At 56.2% G+C, this 24,849-nt stretch carries 24 protein-coding genes, 3 pseudogenes and 1 CRISPR repeat array; of the genes and pseudogenes, 12 read left to right on the forward strand and 15 right to left on the reverse strand.

Annotated features, from left to right (window positions below; translation table 11 throughout):
- A pseudogene (locus M8006_RS16390) lies at positions 1 to 126 on the reverse strand (IS3-like element ISAma1 family transposase); the annotation flags it as partial.
- A gap of 66 nt (positions 127 to 192) precedes the next feature.
- Between M8006_RS16390 and M8006_RS16395 the strand changes: the two are divergent.
- Positions 193 to 1,361, forward strand: a protein-coding gene (locus tag M8006_RS16395; RefSeq protein ID WP_250084092.1) for an IS3 family transposase whose coding sequence is annotated in 2 segments (ribosomal slippage) — positions 193 to 445 and positions 445 to 1,361 — 1,170 coding nt in all. Because the reading frame shifts where the segments join, the coding sequence is not laid out codon by codon here.
- 29 nt (positions 1,362 to 1,390) lie between these two features.
- Here the strand turns inward: M8006_RS16395 and M8006_RS16400 are convergent.
- Positions 1,391 to 1,573, reverse strand: a pseudogene (locus tag M8006_RS16400) (transposase); the annotation flags it as partial.
- Positions 1,574 to 1,826: 253 nt separating this feature from the next.
- On the opposite strand from M8006_RS16400, the pseudogene M8006_RS18475 reads away from it, so the two are divergent.
- Positions 1,827 to 2,033: pseudogene (locus tag M8006_RS18475) on the forward strand (hypothetical protein); the annotation flags it as partial.
- Here the strand turns inward: M8006_RS18475 and M8006_RS16410 are convergent.
- Together M8006_RS16410 and M8006_RS16415 are read right to left on the reverse strand one after the other, a co-directional pair.
- Positions 2,030 to 2,785, reverse strand: a complete 756-nt coding sequence (locus M8006_RS16410) for a TlyA family RNA methyltransferase (protein WP_250084094.1) — start codon at positions 2,783 to 2,785, stop codon at positions 2,030 to 2,032. The pseudogene M8006_RS18475 and the gene M8006_RS16410 overlap by 4 nt on opposite strands.
- 3 nt (positions 2,786 to 2,788) lie before the next feature.
- Complete coding sequence (locus tag M8006_RS16415) at positions 2,789 to 4,831, reverse strand: hypothetical protein (protein WP_250084096.1); 2,043 nt, start codon at positions 4,829 to 4,831, stop codon at positions 2,789 to 2,791.
- Positions 4,832 to 5,132: 301 nt separating this feature from the next.
- Between M8006_RS16415 and M8006_RS16420 the strand changes: the two genes are divergently transcribed.
- The 3 genes from M8006_RS16420 (at position 5,133) to M8006_RS16430 (ending at position 6,823) form a co-directional block, all read left to right on the forward strand.
- Positions 5,133 to 5,459, forward strand: coding sequence for a DUF1820 family protein (locus M8006_RS16420; protein WP_250084098.1), 327 nt, complete (start codon positions 5,133 to 5,135; stop codon positions 5,457 to 5,459).
- 62 nt (positions 5,460 to 5,521) lie between these two features.
- Entirely contained in the window at positions 5,522 to 6,160 is a 639-nt protein-coding gene (locus tag M8006_RS16425; protein WP_250084100.1) for a TIGR04211 family SH3 domain-containing protein, read from the forward strand.
- A gap of 30 nt (positions 6,161 to 6,190) precedes the next feature.
- Positions 6,191 to 6,823 carry a thiopurine S-methyltransferase gene (locus M8006_RS16430; RefSeq protein WP_250084102.1) on the forward strand — a complete coding sequence of 211 codons (633 nt, stop codon included), beginning with the start codon at positions 6,191 to 6,193 and terminating at the stop codon, positions 6,821 to 6,823.
- Between the two features lie 25 nt (positions 6,824 to 6,848).
- Here the strand turns inward: M8006_RS16430 and M8006_RS16435 are convergent, their stop codons facing one another.
- The 7 genes from M8006_RS16435 to cysP form a co-directional block, all read right to left on the reverse strand.
- Entirely contained in the window at positions 6,849 to 7,154 is a 306-nt protein-coding gene (locus M8006_RS16435) for a type II toxin-antitoxin system RelE/ParE family toxin (RefSeq protein ID WP_347709778.1), read from the reverse strand.
- A gap of 11 nt (positions 7,155 to 7,165) precedes the next feature.
- On the reverse strand, positions 7,166 to 7,402 hold the full coding sequence (locus M8006_RS16440) for an addiction module protein (RefSeq protein ID WP_250084107.1): 237 nt from the start codon (positions 7,400 to 7,402) through the stop codon (positions 7,166 to 7,168).
- A gap of 122 nt (positions 7,403 to 7,524) precedes the next feature.
- Entirely contained in the window at positions 7,525 to 8,130 is a 606-nt protein-coding gene (locus M8006_RS16445) for a YajG family lipoprotein (RefSeq protein WP_250084109.1), read from the reverse strand.
- A 92-nt stretch (positions 8,131 to 8,222) separates the two neighbouring features.
- Positions 8,223 to 9,317 carry a sulfate/molybdate ABC transporter ATP-binding protein gene (locus tag M8006_RS16450; protein WP_250084111.1) on the reverse strand — a complete coding sequence of 365 codons (1,095 nt, stop codon included), beginning with the start codon at positions 9,315 to 9,317 and terminating at the stop codon, positions 8,223 to 8,225.
- A complete protein-coding gene (gene cysW, locus M8006_RS16455) occupies positions 9,314 to 10,141 on the reverse strand; it encodes a sulfate ABC transporter permease subunit CysW (RefSeq protein ID WP_250084112.1) in 828 nt (275 codons plus the stop codon). Before cysW ends, M8006_RS16450 begins: the two co-directional genes overlap by 4 nt.
- On the reverse strand, positions 10,141 to 11,007 hold the full coding sequence (gene cysT, locus M8006_RS16460; RefSeq protein WP_250084114.1) for a sulfate ABC transporter permease subunit CysT: 867 nt from the start codon (positions 11,005 to 11,007) through the stop codon (positions 10,141 to 10,143). Before cysT ends, cysW begins: the two co-directional genes overlap by 1 nt.
- A gap of 8 nt (positions 11,008 to 11,015) precedes the next feature.
- The gene (gene cysP / locus M8006_RS16465; RefSeq protein ID WP_250084116.1) at positions 11,016 to 12,062 is read right to left on the reverse strand and encodes a thiosulfate ABC transporter substrate-binding protein CysP; all 1,047 of its coding nucleotides are present in this window, start codon (positions 12,060 to 12,062) and stop codon (positions 11,016 to 11,018) included.
- 237 nt (positions 12,063 to 12,299) lie between these two features.
- On the opposite strand from cysP, the gene rpe reads away from it, so the two are divergent.
- The 6 genes from rpe (at position 12,300) to trpC (ending at position 17,893) form a co-directional block, all read left to right on the forward strand.
- Positions 12,300 to 13,001 carry a ribulose-phosphate 3-epimerase gene (gene rpe, locus M8006_RS16470; protein WP_250084118.1) on the forward strand — a complete coding sequence of 234 codons (702 nt, stop codon included), beginning with the start codon at positions 12,300 to 12,302 and terminating at the stop codon, positions 12,999 to 13,001.
- A 14-nt stretch (positions 13,002 to 13,015) separates the two neighbouring features.
- Positions 13,016 to 13,717 (forward strand): phosphoglycolate phosphatase, encoded by a 702-nt coding sequence (locus M8006_RS16475; RefSeq protein WP_250084119.1) that lies wholly within the window; start codon positions 13,016 to 13,018, stop codon positions 13,715 to 13,717.
- Positions 13,718 to 13,719: 2 nt separating this feature from the next.
- Complete coding sequence (gene trpE, locus M8006_RS16480) at positions 13,720 to 15,204, forward strand: anthranilate synthase component I (RefSeq protein ID WP_250084137.1); 1,485 nt, start codon at positions 13,720 to 13,722, stop codon at positions 15,202 to 15,204.
- 203 nt (positions 15,205 to 15,407) lie between these two features.
- Positions 15,408 to 15,980: an anthranilate synthase component II gene (locus tag M8006_RS16485; RefSeq protein WP_250084121.1), complete on the forward strand. Its 573-nt coding sequence runs from the start codon at positions 15,408 to 15,410 to the stop codon at positions 15,978 to 15,980.
- A gap of 33 nt (positions 15,981 to 16,013) precedes the next feature.
- Entirely contained in the window at positions 16,014 to 17,033 is a 1,020-nt protein-coding gene (gene trpD, locus M8006_RS16490; protein WP_250084123.1) for an anthranilate phosphoribosyltransferase, read from the forward strand.
- 56 nt (positions 17,034 to 17,089) lie between these two features.
- Entirely contained in the window at positions 17,090 to 17,893 is an 804-nt protein-coding gene (gene trpC / locus M8006_RS16495) for an indole-3-glycerol phosphate synthase TrpC (RefSeq protein ID WP_250084126.1), read from the forward strand.
- Between the two features lie 55 nt (positions 17,894 to 17,948).
- On the opposite strand, the gene ydiJ is transcribed toward trpC, so the two are convergent.
- The 4 genes from ydiJ to M8006_RS16515 all read right to left on the reverse strand — a co-directional run bounded on the left by ydiJ (position 17,949) and on the right by M8006_RS16515 (position 22,471).
- Positions 17,949 to 21,086 (reverse strand): D-2-hydroxyglutarate dehydrogenase YdiJ, encoded by a 3,138-nt coding sequence (gene ydiJ, locus M8006_RS16500; RefSeq protein ID WP_250084127.1) that lies wholly within the window; start codon positions 21,084 to 21,086, stop codon positions 17,949 to 17,951.
- 85 nt (positions 21,087 to 21,171) lie between these two features.
- Complete coding sequence (locus tag M8006_RS16505; protein WP_250084129.1) at positions 21,172 to 21,762, reverse strand: DUF4202 domain-containing protein; 591 nt, start codon at positions 21,760 to 21,762, stop codon at positions 21,172 to 21,174.
- A 149-nt stretch (positions 21,763 to 21,911) separates the two neighbouring features.
- Positions 21,912 to 22,190, reverse strand: a complete 279-nt coding sequence (locus tag M8006_RS16510; protein WP_250084131.1) for a type II toxin-antitoxin system RelE/ParE family toxin — start codon at positions 22,188 to 22,190, stop codon at positions 21,912 to 21,914.
- Positions 22,187 to 22,471 carry a type II toxin-antitoxin system RelB/DinJ family antitoxin gene (locus M8006_RS16515; protein WP_250084133.1) on the reverse strand — a complete coding sequence of 95 codons (285 nt, stop codon included), beginning with the start codon at positions 22,469 to 22,471 and terminating at the stop codon, positions 22,187 to 22,189. Before M8006_RS16515 ends, M8006_RS16510 begins: the two co-directional genes overlap by 4 nt.
- A gap of 368 nt (positions 22,472 to 22,839) precedes the next feature.
- Between M8006_RS16515 and M8006_RS16520 the strand changes: the two genes are divergently transcribed.
- The gene (locus tag M8006_RS16520; RefSeq protein WP_250084135.1) at positions 22,840 to 23,529 is read left to right on the forward strand and encodes a DUF3800 domain-containing protein; all 690 of its coding nucleotides are present in this window, start codon (positions 22,840 to 22,842) and stop codon (positions 23,527 to 23,529) included.
- A 245-nt stretch (positions 23,530 to 23,774) separates the two neighbouring features.
- Positions 23,775 to 24,831: direct repeats of the CRISPR family, unit length 33 nt; unit sequence GTTTCTATCCGCACGCCCCGGGCGGGGCGCGAC.
- The last annotated feature ends 18 nt before the right edge of the window (positions 24,832 to 24,849 follow it).

The following is a 24,849-nucleotide window of genomic DNA, read 5'->3' on the forward strand; positions in this document are numbered from 1 at the left end:
ACGCGTATTTCACCGCGTTTCCTTGGCAAAGAAGACCGTCGCCTTTTTTAGGATATCTTTCTCCATCTTCAGCCGGCGGTTCTCTTCTCGCAACTGTCGAATCTCGGCCTGTTCCGATGTCAGCTTGAAGTGGCTTAATGGATGTGACCAACCCAGTTAAGGAATAATACCCTCAACTGGAGACTGTGCTACATGACTGCAAAAAAGAAGTATTCAAAGGAATTCAAGCTGGACGCCATTAGCCTCGTTTTAGAGCAAGGCTACAGCCGAGCGGAAGCCGCGCGCAGCTTAGGTGTTAATGCCAACATGATAGGCCGGTGGATTAAAGAGCATTCAACAGATGAAGAGCAAGCATTTCGCGGTAACGGCAAGCTGACGCTGGAGCAGGCCGAGATTCGCCAGCTGCGTGAAGAAGTGCGACGTCTGAAGATGGAGAAAGATATCCTAAAAAAGGCGACGGTCTTCTTTGCCAAGGAAACGCGGTGAAATACGCGTTCATCACCCAACATAAGAAGACCTGGCCGATCGCTCTAATGTGCCGATTACTGGGTGTAAGCCGCAATGCCTACTATAGGCACCGACGGCGCCATCAAAACCAACCGCCAGCCCCTGAGCACCAAGCGATGTTGGCAGCGGTCAAAGATATCGCTGAAGCGAGTGGCTACAGCTACGGAGCGCGGCGAATGAAGGGAGCACTCAATGCCCTGGGCTACCCAGTGGGCCGTAGGAAAGCCCGGTCGCTGATGCGCGAGGCCGGCGTAAGCGCGCGCTACCGCAAGAAATACAAGGTGACGACCAACAGTCACCACCAACAACCGGTATTTGAAAACGTGCTGAAGCGAGCGTTTACCGTGGCGGAGCCGGATCAGGCGTATGTATCTGATATTACATATATTTGGACACAAGAAGGCTGGCTATATCTGGCTGTCTATATTGACCTGTTTAGTCGCCGGGTCGTGGGTTGGAGTATGGGATCGAGGATGAATGCCCGTCTGGTCACTGATGCGCTGCAGATGGCCTTATGGCAGCGACGGCCGACAGCAGGCTTGATAGTGCATTCAGACAGGGGATCTCAGTACGCCAGCAACGCATATCGACGTTTGCTAAACGCCCATGGGCTTGTCGGTAGTATGAGTCGCAAAGGCGATTGCTGGGACAACGCAGTGGCGGAAAGCTTTTTTGCCAGTCTTAAAAAAGAGCGAGTCCAATGGAAACATTACCAAACCCGCGCCGAGGCGCAACAAGACATCTTGGACTATATTGCGATGTTCTATAACAGTCGGCGGCTACACTCATATCTAGATTACACTAGCCCCAATGATTACGAATCAGCAATGGTAGAACTAAAGAAAGCGTCTTAACTGAGGTGTCACAAACTGGTTGACCACTCCAGCTTGCCATTGCCCCGGAAGGCCTGCCCGTCATCCTCCGCGTGCTCTTTGATCCATCGGCCCAGTAGATTGGCCCTTATCCCCAGGCTGCGCGCGGCCTCTGCCTTTGTGTAACCTTGCTCCAGCACTAGGCTAATCGCATCCAGTTTAAATTCTTTCGAGTACTGCTTTCGTGTGGTCATGATCCATCTCCAGTTTCAGGGCATTATTCCTTAACTGGGGTGGTCACATCTATTCAACCACTTCAGTGGGTAGTCGTGGAAGCCACCGCTGGATATGGAGCAAATCAACGCGCAGTCATTACGCCTCTCGCGATTGCTTCTACTGATTGCGTTCATTGCGCTGTTGACTGTCGCCGTGACCTTTATAATGGCACGTAACTTACCGGGGCTTTTAGAAGTGATGGTGCTTTCACGGCTGGCGCTAAAGCAGGATAGCCCCAATGTCGAGCTGCGGATTTTTGTTAACGACCTACTTGATCGTCTCTACGCTGCCGATGAAGTGAACTGCCGGGTGGATGCGCTGTTCCGTGAGGCCGGCATACGGGTGGCTTTCGAACAGATGGATGTGTGGCTACACGGTGGCGACGCAGCGGCGCCCGTACACGTGCAGTCAGCGAAGCGTATTGAAAAAGGTGGTTAGCGCTTGACGGCATGAAGGAGAAACTCGCGATTGCCATCGCCGCCGGTAATCGGGCTTTCTTGCCAGTGGGCGATGGCAAAGCCGCAAGCAGCACAGGTGGCGCGTAACGTTTCTTCCACGTCGCGGTAGCGACCAGCGTCACGCACAACGCCACGTTTATCCAATGCGGCCGGGTCAAGCTCAAACTGCGGTTTTACCAGCGAAATAAGCTCGCCGCCCACCGGCAGCAGCGCGGCGATTTCCGGCAGAATCAGCGTTTGCGAGATAAACGACACATCCATCACCGCCATGCTGAACGGATAGGCGTCCCGTGTGTTTAAAAGCGCTGGATGATCGCGCATGGCGCGAGCGTTGATGCCTTCCAAGCAGGTGACGCGAGAGTCTTCCCGCAGTGCAGCTGCGAGTTGGCCGTGGCCGACGTCAATGCCGATGACGTGCCGTGCGCCAAAGCGTAAAGCGCAGTCGCTGAAACCGCCGGTTGACTGGCCGACGTCAAGCACTGTGTGGCCATCAAAGCGTTTATCTAGCGCGTTTAAAACCGCTTCAAGCTTGAGTCCAGCGCGGGAAACATAGCGATCTTCCGGGTCGTCTTCCACCTGCAAAGGCGTGTCATCAGGCATCTTTTCACTGGCTTTGGTCAGTAGGGTATGCGTATCCACGCGAGATACACGCCCATGGCGAATAAGCCGTTGAGCGCGAGTACGAGACGTGGCCAGCCCTTGGCTGACCAGCAGTTGGTCGAGACGTGGCATGGCTTATTTCGTAGGACCGTCCGGTGAGGAACCTTCTTCGGCTTGCAGGTCGGTAGGGGGTAAGCGGTCGCCTCCCCAGCTGCGATACAGATACCCTTTCACCTTTTCAAGCTCGTCGTCGGTAATGGTGGCGAGTTCGCCACTCTCCAGCGGGTCAAAGTGGTAAATATAAAGCCGAGAGACAAACTGCTCAAAAAGCAGTGAGGCTTCACCGAAGCGCTCGCCGTTGCCCGCCGTGCTAACAATGACGTCGTCGCCCCAATCTTGACCGCTGTCGTTATTGGGGTTGTAGAAGTAAATGCGCATCTTGCCTTCAGGGTCGAGTGAAGCACGCAAAATGGTAATCGCGTGCCAGCCGATAAAGCGCGCGGCGCTATCGGTGACGGCGATACCTGCCGGTTGCGGGTGAATCAACGGCTGATTACCGTTGTAATAAGGGTGATAGCTGGCGTAGAAATGGCGTAGGAAATCGTCCACATGGATGAGTTGCCCGGTGCCGACATCTACGTTAATGCGGAAACCACGACTAGACCACCAACCGTGAAACTCAGGGTTCACCCAGCGGTGTGGGTCGCCTTCGCGGCTGACGCAGCGGCGCCCCATTTCGGCATAGATACGGTCGAGATGGGGGACCACGATCAAGGAAACCGGATCGAGATCCATGGGGAGTTCCGTGGCGACGCCCGAGAGGCTTGCCATCGAAGAAATTGCCTGGCCTTCAAAGTGCATGATGATTTCGTCATCTCGCGCCGCCCAAGCGACCATCTGCAACATGTAGTCGGGATCGTTGTAGGCCCACATCGAGAGCGCCCGCGCGGATTGGCAGGTGGGATTGTTGCCTTGCCCCACGCCCAAAGGCAGCCCAAGCATACACAGTACGCCCTCTAGTAGCCGCGCTCGTGGTGAGGCCACCTCTCCGTAGGCGATGTTAAGCCGCGCTTCTGCCCACTCAGTGAGCTTTAGCCCTAGCTGGCGCCATATGGCCGGTGCTACGGGGGCTTGGTAGAGAATGCCTCGCTCTAGCATCAACGCCAGTCCGTATGCCGCTTGGGCAGTGGCAGGAAAAACCCCGCCGCGGATCAGGGCGTGTACTAGTTCGCGATAGCACAGCAAACAGTCTCGCCCGGTAGAAGAGAGCCCAAGTGCTTCGGAGACCAAATGGTCGCTCGCATCTAGTAGGTGACGTAATAGCACCGGATGGTAGGGCGAGACCAAGCCGGTATCGTGCATGGCACGGGCAAATCCGGTCGCTTCGGCCTGAAGGGCGGCGTTATCCATGCGCTCTAGACGCTCGCGGTAGAGATCGACGCCCGGGTCTTCTTGGCAAGCTTGCGTCGGGCCATAAAGCGAGCTCACAAGACGAGTAGCGCCTTGGCCGCTAGCACCTAGGTCAATCTCTGGATTGGTCTGACACAGCGCAATTTGGGTGATCATCTGTTTGATGGCGTCGACCTGAATAGGGCGCTGCTTCAGGATGCGCCAAATTTCGTCAATCAGCCTGTCGACGATATGCTCGTAGCCGATACGTTCGGCCAGATGCTGGAATAGATATCGCGGGATACTGGCGAGTTTTCCTTGGGTTTCACGTTCGGCTTCCGAGGGAGCAGAAAACAGTAGCCACAGGTTAATTGCCATCACCTGAGTCAGATAGTGGTGGGCGTACTCTGCTGAAACGCTGTTGTGAACGTAATCGCCTTTTGCTACGGCCAAAAGCCTCAGCTCGCTTAACGCTTCAATCACTACCACGATAGGGTCGGGACTTTTAAGTGCATAGGTGGTGAGCGATGGCACAAGGTATTGCGGGGTTTCCCAGTCGGAGCCTAAAAAAACGCCAGCTTCTTCAAGCGAAGCAGCGCGTGCTTCTATTGCCGCGCAACCGTCCGGTTGAAGCAGTACTTGCCGTGCGATGTCCATCACCTGGGGTAGCTCTGCTGCTTTAGACAAATCGGTTGCCTGCGCAAGCAGATAAACTGACTCATCCAACAGCTTCACAATGCCGTTAAGCTTGTCGTCTCCCTGGGGAGATGTTTCGTTTTCCGTCGTCACGGTGACTCCTTAACCCAACGATTGAAGGGGATTATACATAGAAGTCGAGGCCTTCTTGATGTTTTCGTCAGCCGCGAATGGTGTGGGCATCTTCGCCCTTGAAGTATATCAACTCCCAGTGGGGGCTGAAGGCAGTGCGCTTGGTAATGGTGTCTGCCATTGGCATCGGAGTTCATCCTACAGCTGAGGAGGCTTGACGGCTACGGTGTTATGATTCGCCTACTCAACACTTTTGGGTGCTAAAAGCCGGGCTATGATAAGCTAGTAGGCTTTATCATCGTTTATAGGGGACTGGGCCAAGATGGCGGCCAAGCCGATCTACCGTGTAGTCGTGCACCAGCAGGGTGAAGTGTGGGAACTCTATGTTCGCGAAATCTTTCAAAGCGAACTGTGGGGGTTTATTGAGGTGGAAGAGTTTGTCTTTGCCGATGCCAGCCGCGTGGTGATTGACCCGGCAAGCGAGAAACTTGAGCGCACCTTTGAAGGTGTTACCCGAAGCTATTTGCCGATGAATGCCATCGTTCGCATTGATGAAGTTGAGCGAGAGGGCCCGCTTAAGGCGGTAAAAAGTGACGTTCGGGTGGCGGAGTTTCCACGCCCTTTCACGATGCCACCAAGAGATGAGTAAAGCGGCGCCAGACGCGGCGCAGCGCTTTGATTAAAGGTCTAAAAACGTTTAAGGCACTGTATATGCGAGTGACATCCTGTCGTTTACGCGCCGCTGCCATGGCGCTTGGCATACTGCTTAGCGCAGTCAGCGCTACTGCCATTGCCCAGTCGGGAAATATCGCTTGGGTATCCGATGAGCTCAGTACCTACGTGCGAAGCGGTCCGACCGACGGGTATCGCATCATAGGCACGTTAACCGCCGGTGAGCAGGTTCAAGTGATTGAATCCAGCGGTGATTATACCCGCGTGCGCAATAGTGACGGTAATACCGTCTGGGTGTTGAGTGATGAGCTTCAGGATTCGCCCAGCGCAAGCGAGCAGTTACCCGAACTTGAAGCGCGAGTTGAGGAACTGACCGCTGAGCTTGAAGGCATCAATGCGGCATGGGAGCAACGCGTTGCCTCCATGACCGAGACACTTGAGGTGCGCGAAGGGCGAATAGCTGAACTCCAGAATCGCAACGCAGCTCTCAATCAAGCGTCTGATGAGTTGCGCCAACAAGTCCGCTCGCTACAAGCGCGGCTGGACACCCAGGAAGAAGATTTGCTGCTGCGCTACTTTATGTACGGTGGCGGGGTGGCCGGTGTGGGGTTGGCCGTCGGTTTAATTGTGCCGCACCTGCCGCGTCGGCGTAAAAAGCGCGACCGTTGGTTTCAATAAGGTTCGCTGACTTAAGTAAGGAGACCATTGATGCGCGAGCAGTGGCTAAAGCGCTGGCGTGAGGGACGCATTGGCTTTCACTTAGCGCAAACCCACCCAGCGCTTGTGCGCCACTGGAAGGCGCTTAAAGTGCCTGGCCGAGCCAAAGTGCTCGTACCGCTGTGTGGCAAAAGTCTGGATATGCGCTGGTTGTCTGAGCAAGGGCACCCCGTATTAGGCGTGGAGCTTGCGCCCGAGGCAATTGAGCAGTTTATTGCCCAGCACAGCGGTGAGATATCGCGTTACCATCAAGCCGGTTTTCATATTGCCCGCCAAGGCAGCGTTGAGCTGTGGCAGGGCGATTTTTTTCATCTGCATATCCGGCAAGTGGATGAAGTGGAAGCTTTCTATGATCGTGCCTCATTGATTGCGTTGCCACCTGCTACGCGCCAGCGCTACGCTTTTCATCTTGCCCAGCTTGTGCCGCCTGGTGCGAAGGGGCTGCTGGTTACCCTGCAGCATCGCGATGGCGACGCAGGTCCACCCTACAGTGTCAGCGAAAAAGAGATTGATGAGCTGTTTACACCCAATTTCTCTTTGGAAAAGCGAGAAGAGGGCGCGGCCGACGAGCGAGGCTTCGCAGAGAGCGTTTGGGCGTTAGAAAGGCGTGGGCCGCTGATATAGATGGCCCACGTGGATATTAGTGCTGTTATGGGGAAATCCGTCTCCGCCAGTAGCCTGGTTTTCTTGAGTGGTGGGCAAAAGCAACGACTATAATAGCTTGGTTTCTTTCGATGGTTACGAGTGAGAACGGGAATCTATGAAGAATGAGCTGTTTTGCGCCTAATTCTGCGGCGTTGTGGGTGATTGGAACCAATGGGGGATTTGGTCTCTCAAGCATCTCAGTGGCTTCTTCAAAAGCATTAATAAGGCGTTCTCCAAGCCCCATTTCTTCCTGCTCATACCAGGAGGCGGCTTCTTCCAATTCCGTAGCAGCTTCCCTGCTGACTCTCACTATCAAAACTATCAGCCTCTAATTCGGTCTCTGGCACGGGACAGAACTTCCTTTGCGTCGAGGAGTTCTGCTTCTCCTGAATCAATCTGTTGGATTCTTCGTCGAATCTCACGACCCCATGCTTCGGTAACACCTTCATCTGCAGGGCCGTCTAAGCTCGCTACCAGATCTTTAGCTAAAGCTGCACGCTCCGGCTCGGGGAGCGTCATGGCAGCATTTCTGACGTTTTCGAGTTCAAGTGCGTTCATTTGACACCCCGTTGCGATAGGCATCGGTTAATGATGCAGAATGTTTCACCCCATAACAAGTCGCGGCACGCGGATGGCCTTTTCTCCGCGTTGCTTCAAAAAGGCCACCGGTGTGCTCAGCATTAACGCGCCAGTAGTTCAGCCAGTTCAGGGTCGCTAAACGCACGGTTTAATCCGTCGCTTAGCAAGTCGTTCAGCATGCGCGTGTTGGCAGCCTCACCGGGTTTGACCGCAAAGCTTTGAGTGCGACGAGACGTGTAAGTGCCGGTGTAGGTTGTGCCTTGGTGGCGGCCAATGGCGCGGAAGACACCTTCAAGCTGTGCTTCATCCAGCGCTAGCTGGCTACTATCACCGTGAACGTACTCAAGGCTTGCCAGCTCTAAAATCAGCGTGGGGCGATCCTTGGATTCTTCGGTCGTTGGGGAGAAGCCCATATCCCGCACGGCGCGTTCGGCTTCTTTTTGTAAGTGAGGAATCAGCTCGTGGCTGCTAACGGTGATGGTGGATGTCGACATCCCCGAGCTGCTACGCCGACCGATCACATCCGAGTCACGCCCATCTTGTGCAATTACCGCCACGCTTTGTCCTTGGCCAGCCTGCGGCACGTCGGCGCTGCGCGTGGGGGAAAGTGTTAGATAGTGGGGGCTCGCACAGCCGACAAGCCACAGGCTCGCGAGTAGCGCGCAAGAGAGTTGTAATGAACATTTTATGAGCTGACGCCGACGCATGGTGATCTCCGTTAGCAGCGATGGTTATGATCGAGAGGTAAAATTAAGGGAAGTATCTGACGCATCATTATACCGTCATTACACAATAACCATCACGCCGCGCGTGCCGCTATTTCGGCGGTTGAGTTTTTATCCTTGAAACGGTGCCACTGGCGCGGGTGGGCGTAAAGGCGTAGCCCGCGGCACAGTGCCAAACGCTCGAAATCGGCGTGGCGCACGGTGGCAAGCCACGGTTTTGCCAGCCAATCCGCCTGGAGCTCAACGCGTACTTCGGCGCCCACCGGAGAAATCGCCGTAATGGTCACCGGCAGGTGGCTCTCGATGGAGGGCGCTTCCGCCAGGCGCACCTCGTGCGGGCGCAGCAACAGCTCCTCGTGGCCGTTGGGCAAGTCAACGTTTAAGCGCGCATCGCCGCAGGTAAGTACGCCGTCTTGCACGCGGCCTTCCAAATGGTTTACATCGCCTAAAAACTCAAACACAAAGCGGTTCTTAGGTACGCGATAGAGCGTCTCGGGCGAGTCGATCTGTTCAATGCGGCCGTCACTCATGACCACCACGCGGTCGGAGAGCTCAAGCGCTTCTTCTTGATCGTGAGTCACAAACACGCTGGTGAAGTTAAGCTCGTCGTGTAAATGGCGCAGCCAGCGGCGTAGCTCTTGGCGTACCTTGGCATCCAGCGCCCCAAACGGTTCGTCTAGCAGCAGCACATCGGGTTCGACCGCCAGCGCGCGCGCCAGCGACACACGCTGCTGTTGCCCGCCGGAGAGCTGAGCCGGGTAGCGATTGGCCAAGTGCTCCAGCTTGACCATTTCCAATAGCCGGAAGACTCGCGAGCGAATCCCACTGCTGCTTGGGCGTCGCTTGCGCGGCATGACCGTCAAACCGAAGGCGACATTGTCGTACACCGTCATGTGGCGAAACAGCGCGTAGTGTTGGAACACAAAGCCGATGCGGCGGTCACGCACGTGAACATTGGTGACATCGCACTTACCAAATAAAATCTTGCCAGGTTCGCGCGCGCGGTCGGCGTTTTCCAGTCCCGCGATAATCCTCAGTAGGGTGGTTTTGCCTGAGCCTGAGGGGCCTAGTAGACCAACGAGCTCGCCTTCGTGGATATCGAGATTAATCGGCTCTAGCGCTCGTGTGGCGCCGAAGTGCTTGCCAATATTGTATAAGTGAATGCTCATATAAATGCCTCCCGGCGCGATGCGCGCCATTCCAGGCTGGCTTTGGCAGCTAATGTCAGTAGGGCGATGAGGGCCAACAATGAGGCGCTGGCAAAGGCGCCCACGGTGTTGTAATCCTGATAAAGCTGTTCTAAATGCAGCGGCAGTGTGTTGGTTTTACCGCGAATCGCCCCGGACACTACCGATACTGCGCCAAATTCGCCCACGGCGCGGGCATTGGTTAAAATCACACCGTACAACAGCGCCCAGCGGATGTTAGGCAGCGTGACGCGCCGAAACAGGGTCCAGCCGCGGGCCCCGAGGGTGACCGCCGCTTCTTCTTCCCGCGAGCCTTGTGCCTGCATCAGCGGGATGAGCTCGCGCGCAACAAAGGGACAGGTGACGAACACGGTGACCATCAAAATCCCCGGCCAAGCGAACATCAGCTGAATGTCGTAGCTATCCAGCCACGTCCCCACCCAGCCGTTGCGCCCGTAAAGCAATAGGTAAATCAGGCCCGCCACGACTGGCGAGACGGCAAATGGGATGTCGATCAGCGTTTGTAAAAGCCGCCGACCGGGAAAGCTAAAGCGCGTCACGAGCCAGGCGAGTGCCACGCCAAAAACCAAGCAGATTGGGATGGTGAAAAGCGCCACACCCAGCGTCAGGGCAATGGCGTGAAGCGTGTAGGTATTGCTGACGTTACCCCAAAAAACACCAACCCCCTGGGAAAACGCCTGGGCGAAAATAGCCACCAGCGGCAGCAGCAAAAAGAGCGCCGATAGCACCACCGCCGCGCCAATCAGCACGCGGCGCACGGCTGGCGCATCACCGATACGACGCATTAGCCTTTTCCTCCGTGTAAGCGGCGAATGAAGCGGCCTTGCCAAATGTTGATGGCAAGTAGCAGGGTCAGCGAGACAAATAGCACCACTGAGGCAATCGCCGAGGCACCGGCATAGTCATACTCTTGGAGTTTGACGAAAATCATCAGCGCGGTGATTTCGGTTTCGTAAGGCGTGTTGCCGGCGATGAAAATGATCGCGCCGAATTCCCCCAACGAGCGCACAAATGCAAGCCCTGTGCCGGTGACGATGGCGGGCCACAGGTGAGGAATAATCACGCGCCGAAACGCCACACCATCGCGTGCACCGAGCGACATGGCTGCCTCGTCCACTTCATTGGGCATGTCTTCCAGCACTGGCTGCACCGTGCGTACCACAAAGGGAATGCTGGTGAACGCCATGGCCAGTGCAATGCCAACCCAGGTGTAAGCGACCTGAAACCCTAAGGGCTCCAGTATGCTGCCCATCCAACCGCTGCTGGCGTAGAGCGTGGCGAGTGTGATGCCCGCGACTGCCGTAGGCAGCGCAAAAGGTAAGTCCATCAGCGCGTCGAGCAGGCGTTTTCCGGGGAATTCGTAGCGCACCAATACCCAAGCCAGCAGCAGGCCAAAGATCGCATTCACCATCGCAGCGACGGCTGCCGCCCCGATGGTGACCATGTAGCTCGCCACGACGCGGCCTTCGGTCACAATCGCCCAGTATTCGGCCAAGCTGAGCTCAGCCAGTTGGCCAAATAAGCCCGTCATGGGCAGCAGCAGTACCAACGAAATAAACAGCACGCTGATGCCCATGGAAAGGCCAAAACCCGGGAGTACCCGCTTTTGACCAGCAGCGATGCGACGAGTGCTAAGCGCAGCCAAGCTCATGGAATACCTCAGCGACGCTGGAGCTGGTCAAGAAGACCGCCGCTGCCGAAATGGGTGTCCATGACGTTATCCCAGCTGCCAAAGACATCGCTGACGTCTAAAAGCTCGGTTTCCGGGAATTGGTCGGCGAATTCAGCGACCACGTTGTCGTCGTGCACGCGGTAACTGAAACCCGCGAGCAAGCGCTGCATTTCCTCGGTGTAGAGGTATTCCAGGTAGTGACGCGCGAGTTCTTCGTTACCGTTGCGTTCGGCATTGTCTTCAACCACGGCCACCGGGAATTCCGCCAGAATGCTCACCGGCGGCACGATGACGTCGTAATCATCGCTGCCGTACTCGCCGCGGATGTTGTTGACTTCCGACTCGAAACTGATCAATACATCGCCCATGCCCCGCTCGATGAAGCTGGTGGTGGCGCCACGGCCGCCGGTATCGAATACCACGACATTGCGTAGAAACGTGCGCATAAAGTCGTGAATCTGCTCTTCGTCACCGTCGAAATGCTGGTCGGCAAATCCCCAAGCGGCTAGATAGGTATAACGGCCATTGCCTGAGGTTTTTGGGTTGGGGAAGACGATATCAACCTCTTCACGCGCTAGGTCGTCCCAGCTTTCGATGCCTTTGGGGTTGCCGTCGCGCACCAAAAAGGCGGTGGTGGAATAGTAGGGCGAGGCGTTGTTATCGAACGCGTCTTGCCAGTCTTCGGCGACCAGGCCAGCATCGGCGAGCACTTGCACGTCGGTGACCTGGTTGAACGTCACCACACCCGCGCGCAAGCCCTGCAAAATAGCGCGTGCCTGAGCGGAGGAGCCGCCGTGGGATTGGCTGACGCTCACGTTTTCGCCGTGCTCTTCCTGCCACCAGGCCTCAAACTTGGGGTTAATCTCACCAAAAAGCTCGCGCGCGATGTCATACGAGGAGTTCAAAAGCTCGCGCTCCTCTTGTGCCACCGCCGTGGTGGAAGCACTCGTGGCAATAGCCAGTGCGAGCACGCTGAGGCCCAGATGTTGACTTAATACACGTTTCTTGTTTTGTGAGAGGTTAGTGAATGGCATAAAAATACTCCGTCAATAACGTGAGGCCTGAAACACTCAGGCGAATAACGAAGAGGTTAAGCCTGCATTTGTGGAATTACAATTGTGTTTTATATTCTATTTTAGAATATATGTGTATAAAGGTTAGGTGTGCCGTCGTGTATTTAGGTGTGTTGCCATGTATGAAGAAAGCAAACGCAGAACCCTAACCCCTTGCTCTGGTATCATGCGGTTTTTTCGCTAGCCAAGGTTTCTCTGATGACGACTACCCGCGATTTTGTGATTGCGCCTTCGATTCTGTCTGCCAACTTCGCCCGCTTAGGCGAAGAGGTCGATAACGTTCTCGCCTCTGGTGCCGATTGGGTACACTTCGACGTAATGGATAACCATTACGTACCTAACCTGACCATCGGCCCGATGGTGTGCCAGGCATTGCGTGATCACGGCGTGACCGCCCCCATCGACGTGCATTTGATGGTTAAACCGGTGGATCAACTGATCGGTGATTTCATCGACGCCGGGGCGAGCATGATCACCTTTCACCCTGAGGCGTCAGACCACATCGACCGCTCATTGCAGCTGATTCGCGACGGTGGCTGTCAGGCGGGATTGGTCTTCAACCCGGCCACGCCACTTTCGTACCTTGATTACGTGATGGATAAGGTTGATATCGTGCTGTTGATGAGCGTTAACCCAGGGTTCGGTGGCCAGGCGTTTCTCCCTTCCACATTGAATAAGCTGCGCGAGGCGCGGGCGAAAATCGATGCGTCAGGGCGAGATATTCGTTTAGAAGTTGATGGCGGCGTCAAAGTTGACAACATCGCCGAGGTTGCCGCCGCAGGGGCGGATACGTTCGTGGCGGGGTCGGCGATTTTCAAAGCGTTCGAGTCCAATGATGCCAACGGTTACGATAGCGTGATGAAAAAAATGCGCGCTACGCTGGCCGATCAAGCGCAATAACGGAGGTAAAGCGGGTGCACTCAAAGTTGAACGGTAGGCGGTTGGTAGCGTTCGATCTGGACGGCACGTTGATTGACTCCGTGCCGGATCTCGCCGTGGCGGTGCAAAAAACGCTTGAAGATCAATGCCTGCCGGTGCCACAAGAAACGCATGTGCGCGATTGGGTGGGAAATGGTGCTCCGGTGTTAGTGGAACGTGCGCTCACTTGGGCGCTAAATGCGCCGCCCTCCGAGGAGATGCGGGCGAAAAGCTATCGCGGGTTTTTGGCCCACTACGCTAACGCCCCCAATCGGCTAACTCGGCTCTACCCCGGCGCTGCAGAGACGCTTTCTGTGCTTAAAGAAGCGGGTCTGACGTTGGTGTTGATTACCAATAAACCCGAAGACTTTATTATGCCGATTCTTGAGCACTTTGGTCTCTCAGGTTATTTTGATTTGTGCCTTGGGGGCGATTCGCTGGCACGCAAAAAACCTGATCCACTGCCGCTTCTTCATGCCGCCGAATATTTTAGCGTTCCTACCTGCGAATGCGCCATGGTGGGAGATTCTCGCCACGATATAGGGGCGGGAAAAGCGGCGGGGTTCACCACTTTCGGCCTGCCTGATGGCTACAATCATGGTGAGCCCATCAGTGATAGCCACCCCGATGTGCTGCTCGACACCCTTAATGACCTGATTTCTTCAACGACTGGTTTTTCAACGACAGGGACCGCTTGATGATGACCCCCGAATATTTTGCCGAGCTCGCCGAGGCGGGTTACAACCGCATTCCCGTCTCCCGCGATGTGCTGGCGGATTTAGACACGCCGCTTTCCACTTATTTAAAGCTTGCTAACACGCCGTGGACATTTTTGCTGGAGTCGGTGCAGGGCGGCGAAAAGTGGGGGCGCTACTCGATTATTGGGCTGCCGTGTCACGAACGCATTGAAGTGCGCGGGTTTACCGTTCGCCACGTTAAAGATGGCCAAACCCAAGGCGTGACCGAGGTAGAAGACCCGCTCGCGTGGATTGAGCAATTCCAGACGCGCTTTAAGGTACCCAAACTGGACGATCAACCCCGCTTTGACGGTGGATTGGTCGGGTATTTCGGTTACGACACCATCCGTTATATCGAGCCGCGCCTACGCGGGGTCGAAAAGCCCGACCCCATCGGAGTGCCGGATATTTTGCTGATGGTGTGCAACGACTTGGTGGTGTTTGACAACCTCTCGGGGCGCTTGACGCTTTTGACCCACGCCGACCCGGAAGAGCCCGATGCACTTGAGCGCGCCGAGCGCCACTTAGCGCATTTGGAAAGCCGCTTGCGCGACGCCTATGTGCGCCCGCAAGGCAAAGGCTCCGGGCGCTCGGCGGTGGAGGAAAGCGATTTCAATTCCGGCTTTACCCAAGAGGGCTTCAAAGCGGCGGTGGAGAAAATCAAAGAGTACGTGCTGGCGGGTGACATCATGCAGTGCGTGCCCTCTCAGCGCATGTCGACCCCTTACCAAGCCGCGCCGTTGGATCTTTATCGCGCGTTGAGAAGCCTCAATCCGTCGCCCTATATGTACTATCTCAACCTCGACGATCATCAGGTGGTTGGCTCGTCGCCGGAAATTCTCACCCGGACCGAAGAGAGCGAGGTCACGGTGCGGCCCATCGCCGGCACGCGCAAACGCGGCAAAACCGAAGAGGAAGACAAGGCGCTGGAAGCGGAACTGCTGGCCGACCCGAAAGAGCGTGCCGAGCACTTGATGCTGATCGATTTGGGCCGCAACGATGTCGGCCGGATTAGCGAAGTGGGCAGCGTTGAAGTCACCGATCAGATGGTGGTGGAGCGCTACTCGCACGTCATGCATATTGTCTCGAATGTCACCGGCAAGTTGAAACCGGGGCTTACCGCCATGGACGCGCTACGCGCAACGTTCCCGGCGGGCACGGTTTCTGGCGCGTCGAAAATTCGCGCGCTCGAGATCATCGATGAAGTCGAGCCGGTCAAACGGGGTATTTATTCCGGCGCGGTGGGGTATCTCTCATGGCACGGCAATATGGATACCGCGATCGCCATTCGTACCGCCGTGATCAAAGACGGCCAAGTCCACGTGCAGGCTGGCGCCGGCATTGTCGCGGATTCCGTGCCGGAAATGGAGTGGCAGGAAACGCTCAATAAAGGGCGCGCGCTGTTTCGCGCCGTGGCGATGGCCGAGCGTGGGCTGGATAATCTGTAGTCGGCTTGCAGAGGCGGTGTATTCGTCTGTTTGCGCGATGTTACGCACGGGCCCCTGCACGCTAGGCCTGGGTTGCGGTATCATCGATAGTTAATGGTTTCACCAAATACGGGGTTAGCGGGCCAATGGCGCACGGGCAGGCGGTTCAAGACAAGGTGGCACAGGAGAAGGCAGCGCCACAGAAGAGCGTGAAACGAGTTGTCATGCTGGATAACTATGACAGCTTCACGTTTAACATCGTGCAGTACCTGGGCGAGCTAGGCGCTGAGGTGCTGACGCACCGCAACGATGAGATCGGCATTGCGGATATTGAAGCGCTTGCGCCCACCCATATAGTGATTTCCCCTGGGCCTTGTACGCCGTCTGAGGCGGGGCTTTCCATGGAAGTGATTCATCACTTCGCCGGTCGGCTTCCCATTTTAGGTGTGTGTTTAGGGCATCAAGCCATTGGCCAGGTTTACGGTGGCAACGTGGTGCGTGCCCCTCAGGTCATGCACGGCAAAACCTCTGCGATTGAGCACACCGGCGAGGGCGTTTTTGCCGGGCTCGAAAATCCCTTGGAAGTGACGCGTTACCACTCGCTGGTCGTAGAAAAAGAGAGCCTGCCCGCGTGTTTAGAAATTACCGCTTGGACGAGTGACGATGATATTACCCCGGGGCTCGTTATGGGGCTGCGCCACCGTGAACTCGACATTGAAGGCGTTCAGTTTCACCCCGAATCAATTTTGACCCGTCAAGGCCACGCGTTATTGGCTAACTTCCTTAAGCGCGCTTGACCGCCCACCTTTAACTAAGAGGCTCACGTTTTCATGCAGATGCGAGACGCTATTCACGCGGTCATGTGCCGCGAAGACCTCTCTTTTGAGGCGATGCACGCGCTGATGCGCCAGATCATGACTGGCGAGGCGACCGATGCTCAGATTGGTGGCTTGCTCGTCGGGCTAGCCATGAAAGGCGAAAGCGCCGTAGAGATCAGTGCGGCGGCAAAAGTCATGCGTGAGCTGATGAATCGCGTTGAGCTTACAGCCGATAACGTGGTGGATATTGTGGGGACGGGTGGCGACGGGGCAAACCTTTTCAATATCTCCACCGCCGCCAGCTTCGTTGCCGCTGCCGCCGGGGCGCATGTGGCCAAACACGGTAACCGCAGCGTGTCGTCTTCCTCTGGCAGCGCCGACCTTTTTGATGTCGCCGGTATCTACCTCGACTTAAAACCCGAACAAGTCGCGCGCTGTATTGAGCAAGTGGGCGTTGGCTTTATGTTCGCGCCCAACCACCACCCGGCGATGCGCCACGCGATCGGCCCACGGCGTGAGATGGGCGTGCGCACCCTCTTCAATATTCTCGGCCCGCTCACCAACCCGGCCAGCGCGCCTAATCAAGTGCTGGGTGTGTACGCCCCAGCGCTTGTGCCGTTAATGGCAGAGGTGATGCAGCACTTGGGTAGCCAGCATGTCATGGTGGTGCACGCCGAAGACGGCTTGGATGAAATTTCGCTGGCCGCGCCCACTCAGGTGGCGGAGCTGAAAGATGGCAAGATTCGCCAATATACCATCACGCCCGAAGAACTTGGCGTTGCCCGCCAAAGCCTCGCGTCGCTAAAAGCCGCTAGCGCAGAGGATAGCCTGCGTTTGGTCCAAGCCTCACTAAGCGGCGAGGGTGCAGCGGCAGATATGGTCGCGCTCAATGCCGGGGCTGCGCTTTATTGCGCGGGAATTGCGGACACGCTGAAAGAGGGTGTAATGGTGGCGGAAGATGCTCAAGCGTCGAAGCTGCCGCTGGAAAAGCTTAAAGAACTTGCGCACTTTACTAGCGTTTTCAAACACTGAGGCTTGCAAAAGCCAAACGCTTCCAAAAGCAGCGTGACTCAACAAAAGAGAATTCCATGACACAACAGGCCACGCCCACGATTTTATCCCGTATCCTCTCGCGTAAGGACGAAGAAGTTGCTGAGCGCCGCCAAGCGGTTTCCGAAAAAGAACTGCTGGCGCTTGCAGAGAAGCAGAGCGCCCCGCGTGGCTTTATTCGCGCGCTGAATAAGCGCATTGAGCAAGGCGATGCGGCGGTGATTGCCGAGGTAAAAAAAGCCTCGCCATCCAAGGGCGTTATTCGCGAGGATTTTGATCCGGCGGAAATCGCGACACGCTATGCCGAAGGCGGTGCGGCGTGCCTTTCCGTGCTCACTGATGCGGATTTTTTCCAAGGCCACGAAGATTACCTCATGGCCGCGCGCGATGCTTGCGATCTGCCAGTGATCCGCAAAGACTTCATTATCCTCGGCTACCAAGTCACTGAAGCGCGCGCCATTGGCGCTGACTGCATCCTGCTGATCGCAGCGGCTTTGGATGATGCCACGCTTAACGACCTTTACCAGCAGGCGAATGCGCTGGGTATGGATGTACTCGTCGAAGTTCACGACGCCGACGAGCTTGAGCGCGCGTTGGCGCTGGATATTAAACTTGTGGGTATCAACAACCGTAACTTACACACTTTCGATACCAGCTTGAACACCACACTGGATTTGCTGCCGCTTATTCCCGATGACGTGACCGTGATTACCGAGTCGGGTATCCATACTCGCGACGATATCGAGCTGATGCGCGATCACAACATCAACGGCTTTTTGGTCGGCGAAGCCTTTATGCGCGAGGACGATCCGGGCATTGCATTGAAAAGGCTTTTCTTCTAGGGCCCCTTCTTAGGTAGCCCCGGTTCTATCCACTGCGTGATGGGCTGTTGTGCTGTTATTTTGCCTTTATGGGCGCTTTCTTTAGCACCTTAAGTAGCGCCTGTAGGGGATGCGGCAACATTTGTGCCGAGAAGCGTTTGGCTTGGCTGCGACAGGAGTAGCCGGTGGCCAGTAACTTGCCGGTGTTATCCTCCGCTTCCACCTGCGGCTGCCAAGACTGAGCGTAAATCGTCTTCGAGGTTTCTACATTGCGCGTTTCGTGGCCGTAAGTGCCGGACATGCCGCAACATCCAGTGGCAACAAGCTCTAACTCTAAATCAAACGCCGCAAACACTTGCTGCCACGCCTTAGGGCTGCCTGGCGCGTTGGTTTTTTCGGTGCAGTGCGAAAGCAGTTTAAAACCAGGGTCGGTAAGTGCTAACTCACCCGGTGCAAGAGTGTTAATGCGAGTCGCTAGCCACTGACTCAACCACTCTTGCAGCATTAGCACCTCGGGCACAGCGTTGTTCCCGAGCGCTTTCACGTACTCTTGGCGATACGTTAGCGTCATCGCCGGGTCGATGCCCACCAGCGGCACCCCGAAGCGTGAAAGGGTGCGCAGCCGCTCGGCCTGTTTCCTGGCGGTGCGCTCAAAAGCGCCCAAAAAGCCCTGTACGTGCAGTGGCTTACCATTCGCCGAGAAGGGCATCACGAAAACGCGAAGGCCAAGGCGGGAAAGTAACTCCACGATGTCGATAACGACCTTGGTTTCAAAGTGGGTGGTAAACGCATCCTGCACCAGTACTACGCTGTTGGCGCGCTGCTGCTCGGTTAACAGAGAAAGCGCCATGGGTGTTGCCTCCGCGACGCCCCAAGCGTGCAGCTGCTTTTTAACGCTAGCGCGAGAGAGGGCGGGGGAGTCACTGATGCCCAGGCCTTTGGTCATCAGGCGGTCTACCCATTTCTGGCTTAGGAGCGCGTTATAAAACGGTGCGATGCGGGCCATGGTTGGTAGCATCCACTCGGTACCGCCGACCAAATAGTCGCGAAGCGGGCGCAGGTAGCGGCCGTGGTACACCTCTAAAAACTGTGAGCGAAATTGCGGCACGTTGACTTTTACCGGACACTGCCCCGCGCACGATTTACACGCTAAGCATCCTGCCATGGCGTCGTACACCTGGTGGGAATAATCGTGATGTTGGCGTTTACTCAGGGTGTTCATCGCACGGTGCGGGAAGTGTTTGATAAAGCCCCAGCCGCCCTCGGCTTTTCTCTTGCGCGATTCTTCCACGACGTCGATGCCCGCGTCTTGCTGCAGACGCAACCATTCGCGAATAAGGCTGGCGCGGCCTTTGGGCGAGTGAACGCGGTCGCGGGTGGCCTTCCACGATGGGCACATCGGGTCGTCGACATTGTAGTTGTAGCAGGCGCCGTTGCCATTGCAGTAGACCGCCGCGTCGTACGCTTGCCAAGCGCGTTCGTCGATGGTGCGGTCAAGCTCGCCGCGAGTGGTAACACCGTCAATGGTTAACAGCGCCGGGTCGCTGTCTTTGGCGATCAGCGCGTCGGGGTTTGTTGAGGGGGCTAGCGGCGAAGCGATCTTGCCGGGGTTGAGCTGGTTGTAAGGATCGAAGGCGGCTTTGACGCGCTGCAAGCTGGGGTAAAGCTCACCAAAGAACTTAGGGCTGTACTCTGAGCGCACGCCCTTACCGTGTTCGCCCCAGAGTAGGCCGCCGTACTTTTGCGTGAGGGCCACGATTTCATCAGACACCTCGCGAATCAGCGTTGCCTGCTCGGGGTCTTTCATGTCGATAGCGGGGCGTACATGCAAAACGCCAGCGTCAACGTGGCCGAACATGCCGTAGGAAAGCCCGCGGGCATCTAAGGCGGCGCGAAACTCAGCGATGAAAGCCGCTAAGTGCTCCGGCGGTACGGCGGTATCCTCAACAAACGCAATGGGGCGCTTTTCTCCCTGAATATTGCCCAAAAGGCCCACTGAGCGCTTGCGCATTGCATAAACTTTTTGAATCTGAGCGCGGCCTTCGGCCAGGGTAAACCCGAGCCGCTCAACCGTTGTATCTTCTTCAATGTGTTGGGTAAACGCGTGCACGCGCTCGGTCAGCCGCTCGGGGTCGTCGTCGTTAAACTCGATTAGGTTTATGCCGCGAGTTGCGGTGGTGCTTTCAGGGAAAAACTCGGCGACGCTGTCCCAAACGAAATCCTTCATTGCCAGCAGCAACACGGTGTCGTCGACGGTCTCGATCGAAGTAGGGCGGGCGCTTGACGCCATCAGTGCTTTGGCATCCCGTAGGGCCGCCATGAAGCTTGGGTAGCGCACGTTGACCAGTGTCGAGTGCTTGGGAATTGGCAGCACGTTGAGCACCGCTTCATTGAGAAACCCAAGCGACCCCTCCGAGCCGCAGAGCAAACTATTCAGGTTAAGCTCGCCGTTCTCCTCGCGCAGATGGGCTAGGTCGTAACCGGTCAAACAGCGATTGAGCGGCGGGAATTTCGTCTCAATCAGCGCACGCTGGTGATCGATAATATCGGCAGCGGTTGAGTGAACGCGGCCCATAATACCTTCGCGTTGGCGCGCTGCCTGCTCGTCTTGGGTGTTAAGCGGGCGGCTTTGCAAGTGCTTGCCACCCAGCAGCACGGTATCGAGCTCCAGCACGTGATGGCGTGTTTTGCCATATTCGCAGCTACCCTGGCCGCTGGCATCGGTCGAGATCATACCGCCGATGGTGGCGCGGTTAGAGGTAGATGTATCCGGGGCAAAGAAAAGCCCGTGGGGCTTTAATGCATCGTTTAACTGATCTTTCACCACGCCAGCCTGAACGCGCACGCGGCGATTTTCGACATCAATATCCAGAATGCGGTTCATGTGGCGTGAGACATCCACCACGATCCCATCGGTGAGCGACTGCCCATTAGTGCCGGTGCCGCCCCCGCGCGCGGTCAGCGCTACGTTGCGGTGCGGCACTTGTGCAGCGAGCTTGGCTAGGCGGGCTAAATCCTCGGCGTGCTTGGGGAATACGGCCGCCTGGGGCAGACGCTGATAGATCGAGTTGTCGGTGGCGAATACCGCGCGGTTGGCGTAATCCGGGGCGATCTCGCCATCAAAACCGCTGGCTTTCAACGCTTCAAGAAAGCGCACATAATCGCCGCTCACGCGCTCAAGGGAAACGTGTTGAGAATCCAGGGATGCCATCATAGTTGATCAGACCGTCACTGCCGAAAGCGGAAAAAGATAAGGCCGCTACTTTACCGCAGTGACGCCGACGCTGCACCTGGCGGCGCTATACCTCGCCAAGCGCTTCCTTAACCAACGCGGCAGAGGCGGCCGACATGGGCAGCGATAACGCTAGCTCGTGGGCACGCGGCGACATTTTACGCCAAGTTTTTTGCACGATGCGCACCATGTGGTCGTGTTCCACCTTGCGCGAAAAATCGGCAAAATAGTTTTCCAAAAACACCAGACAAGCGCAGTCTTCTAGCGCCTGTACCTCTTGGTCTCGTCCCAGGCCTTTCTTGCCGATCATCGCCGCGACGCGCTCGGCATCTTCGCTGGCGTAACCGGCTTCTTGCATCAGTTGGGCGGTGGTCTCGCCTGCACGCTTGCCCTGGTCGCGTCGCCAGGTCAAATAGCCCGCTCGTCCTTTGTCATACGCGTCACGGGGCACCTGCCAGCGTTGCAAATGCTGGGCGCGCACCGCCAGTTGCAATAGCTCGCCGGGCGCATCAAAAACAGGTGCCAGCCACTTGCTCATACGCTGGGCATAAGCCAACTCCTGAGGCATGGCGGTGCCATCGTCAAGCGTGGTGGAACGCGGGTCCTGGGCGTGCAGCGCATCAATGGCGGCGAGGGTGTGTTCAAAAGCAGAAGGCATAGCAGCGAGGCTCGGCTAAAAATGGGCGAAGAAATTTCGATAACTCTCAGGTTGCCGAGAAACACTGAGAATCTCAACTGCTGCAGGTAGGGATGTGATGGGGAAGCTTGGCTGTGAATGAAGTGTTTGTAGACTGAAGGTCACTAAAATCAGTTGCTTGGGAATTTCTTCTTGTGGTGAAGTGCTCGCATGATATGGAGGGAGGAGTGGTCGACCCAGTAGGAAATAATCATCGAAATCTCCGGGATGATAAGCAATTTGCCTGGAATGCCATCTCGCTGCACACCCATCAATGGCTGATCAAGTAGGTTCTCAGCCTTCGCTTCAATGATGTCGTCGGTTTTCTCAGCGACGGCAGGATTCACGCCGTAAAGAAACTCGAAGACCTTCTCACGGTCATTCAGAGCCTCTTCTTCACATAAAATCATTTATTTGCCCGACCCCGAATGTTGGCTTTGCGCACAGCCATCTGTGCCTTTGCACTTTCGTGATCGATAAAAGAAGCCTTGCCATCATCGAGCTTCTCGAAGGCTAAATTTATTTGCTGGGTGAGCCATGCATCGTGAGATAACACCTTGCGCTGTTGCTCGGCCAATTGCTTGGTGAATTCGCGGCAGGCATCACTTAGTGTACGGCCTTGGCTCTCAGCCATTTGCTGGCTCAAGCGTTTTGTCTCTTCATCAATTCGAAACTGTATCCTGGTTTCCATGGTGGCGGCCTATCCGGGTTTGTGTGTGCAACTGTTAGCACAAAGCGACTGATAAGATGTGGGCGATTCCCTTTTCAAGTTTTACAACGCCACATGACGTTCATTTAGTGAGATGCAGGCGACTCTACTTGAAGAGCTGGATCGTTTTATCTGGTCGGGTTAAAACCCTGATAACCGTTCGTGAGCTGGCTGTTAAATTCACTATTGCAGAATCCATGTTGCATGGCTAAAATCATAGTGCGGTTGGAAACAATCTATGGTGGGCTGCCTTACTGCGGTGCGCTGAGCATTGTGCTCTTTCCGCCGCCTTCCCTTTTTCTTCCCCTCCTCCTAACATCTGGTCTCGCTTTTCTTTCAGGGAGTTACCGATGTTTCTGCTGTACGCGGATGAGTCTGGTACGCCGGGCGGTCCGGATCAAGAGCACTTTGTGCTTGCCGGTGTGAGTGTTTTTGAACGTTCTGCCCACTGGCTTTCTCTTGAATTGGACAAGATTGCAGAAAAATTTGATCCGCAAGATCCAGCTTCCGTTGAGCTTCACGGGGCTCCGATGTTTGCGGGTAGAAAATTTTGGCGAAAATTTGAAAAGGAAGACAGGCTGGAGGCGATCAAAGACGCCCTTCGCTTGATCGACGGACGCAAGTTCAGAATCTTTGCATCTGTTGTAAGGAAAGGGGCAATTTCCCCTGATGACCCAGTTCATTACACCTTTCAGCAAATAGTCACGCGATTCGATCACTTCTTGGCCAGAGAACATGTTCATTTTCGGAACACACAAAGAGGCCTGATTCTTTTTGATAAGAGCAGTAAGGAAGCTCCTATACAGGCGCTTACAACACAATTCAAGGTTGATGGTCATGAGTGGGGAAGGTTGCGGAACATGGCCGAGGTTCCCGCATTTATTGACTCTGAAGCGACAAGGCTCATACAGCTCGCTGATTTGGTTGCGTATGCGATATTTCGAAAGTACGAAAAAGCCGATGAACAGTTTTTCAGTATCATAGAACGAAAGTTCGACTTTTTTGGTGGGATTCAACACGGGCTTAATACTGCAATTTAACAGTCGGCTGCATCGCGACCGGTTTTCCGCTGCTTCGCAGCTTCATACCGGCGCGTGAGCCGGGCGTTAGGTGGTGAATCTGAACAACTGATTCGTTTGGTGAGTTCTTGTTTGTCTAGGTGGCTCGCGTGGGGCGAGATTGGTTCGCCGTGGTTGTCGCCGTCATGGCAGGCGTTTCGATCCACGGCACGCCCCTACGCGAGGCGCGACTTAGTCTTGTTATTGAGGTTTTCATTTCCATTGCTGTTTCTATCCGCACGCCCCGGGCGGGGCGCGACGACCAGACCGTGGCCCTGGAAGAGCTGGCGAGTAACGTTTCTATCCGCACGCCCCGGGCGGGGCGCGACGACCAGACCGTGGCCCTGGAAGAGCTGGCGAGTAACGTTTCTATCCGCACGCCCCGGGCGGGGCGCGACCTGCCCTGAAAGCCTTCCACGTTCAAGAGGACTGTGTTTCTATCCGCACGCCCCGGGCGGGGCGCGACTCACCGCCATCAGTGCCACCAGAGTCACCCCCATTGGTTTCTATCCGCACGCCCCGGGCGGGGCGCGACGGGCGCAGACGTGGAATATAGGCGCGCTTAGTCTTGTTTCTATCCGCACGCCCCGGGCGGGGCGCGACGTGATACGCCTGAAGGTTCTCTTGTTGTCTATGATGTTTCTATCCGCACGCCCCGGGCGGGGCGCGACGCGGGGTACCGGTTTCATCGACGTACCAGCGGACGTTTCTATCCGCACGCCCCGGGCGGGGCGCGACCCGAGGCCAGGGGCTTTGCGGGCGCGTTTGTACATGTTTCTATCCGCACGCCCCGGGCGGGGCGCGACAATGTGATAGCGAGAGGCGCCGATAACGTGGGCTTGTTTCTATCCGCACGCCCCGGGCGGGGCGCGACGATCAACGGTGCCACATCATCGGCACGCACGTTATCGTTTCTATCCGCACGCCCCGGGCGGGGCGCGACTTTTTCCGAAAGGGTCTTGTTCGCCATGTGTAAGCGTTTCTATCCGCACGCCCCGGGCGGGGCGCGACGCGATGCCCGCTACGGCCTTGCGCCGGTTTATATCGTTTCTATCCGCACGCCCCGGGCGGGGCGCGACCAAACGGGAACCGCTGCCGACGCAATCCGCGAAATTGTTTCTATCCGCACGCCCCGGGCGGGGCGCGACCAAATGGGAGGTTGTGAGTGATGAGTAATGGTATTGTTTCTATCCGCACGCCCCGGGCGGGGCGCGACGTGATACGCCTGAAGGTTCTCTTGTTGTCTATGATGTTTCTATCCGCACGCCCCGGGCGGGGCGCGACGCGGGGTACCGGTTTCAT

Source organism: Halomonas llamarensis (assembly GCF_023555005.1).
Classification (GTDB): Bacteria; Pseudomonadota; Gammaproteobacteria; order Pseudomonadales; family Halomonadaceae; genus Vreelandella; species Vreelandella llamarensis.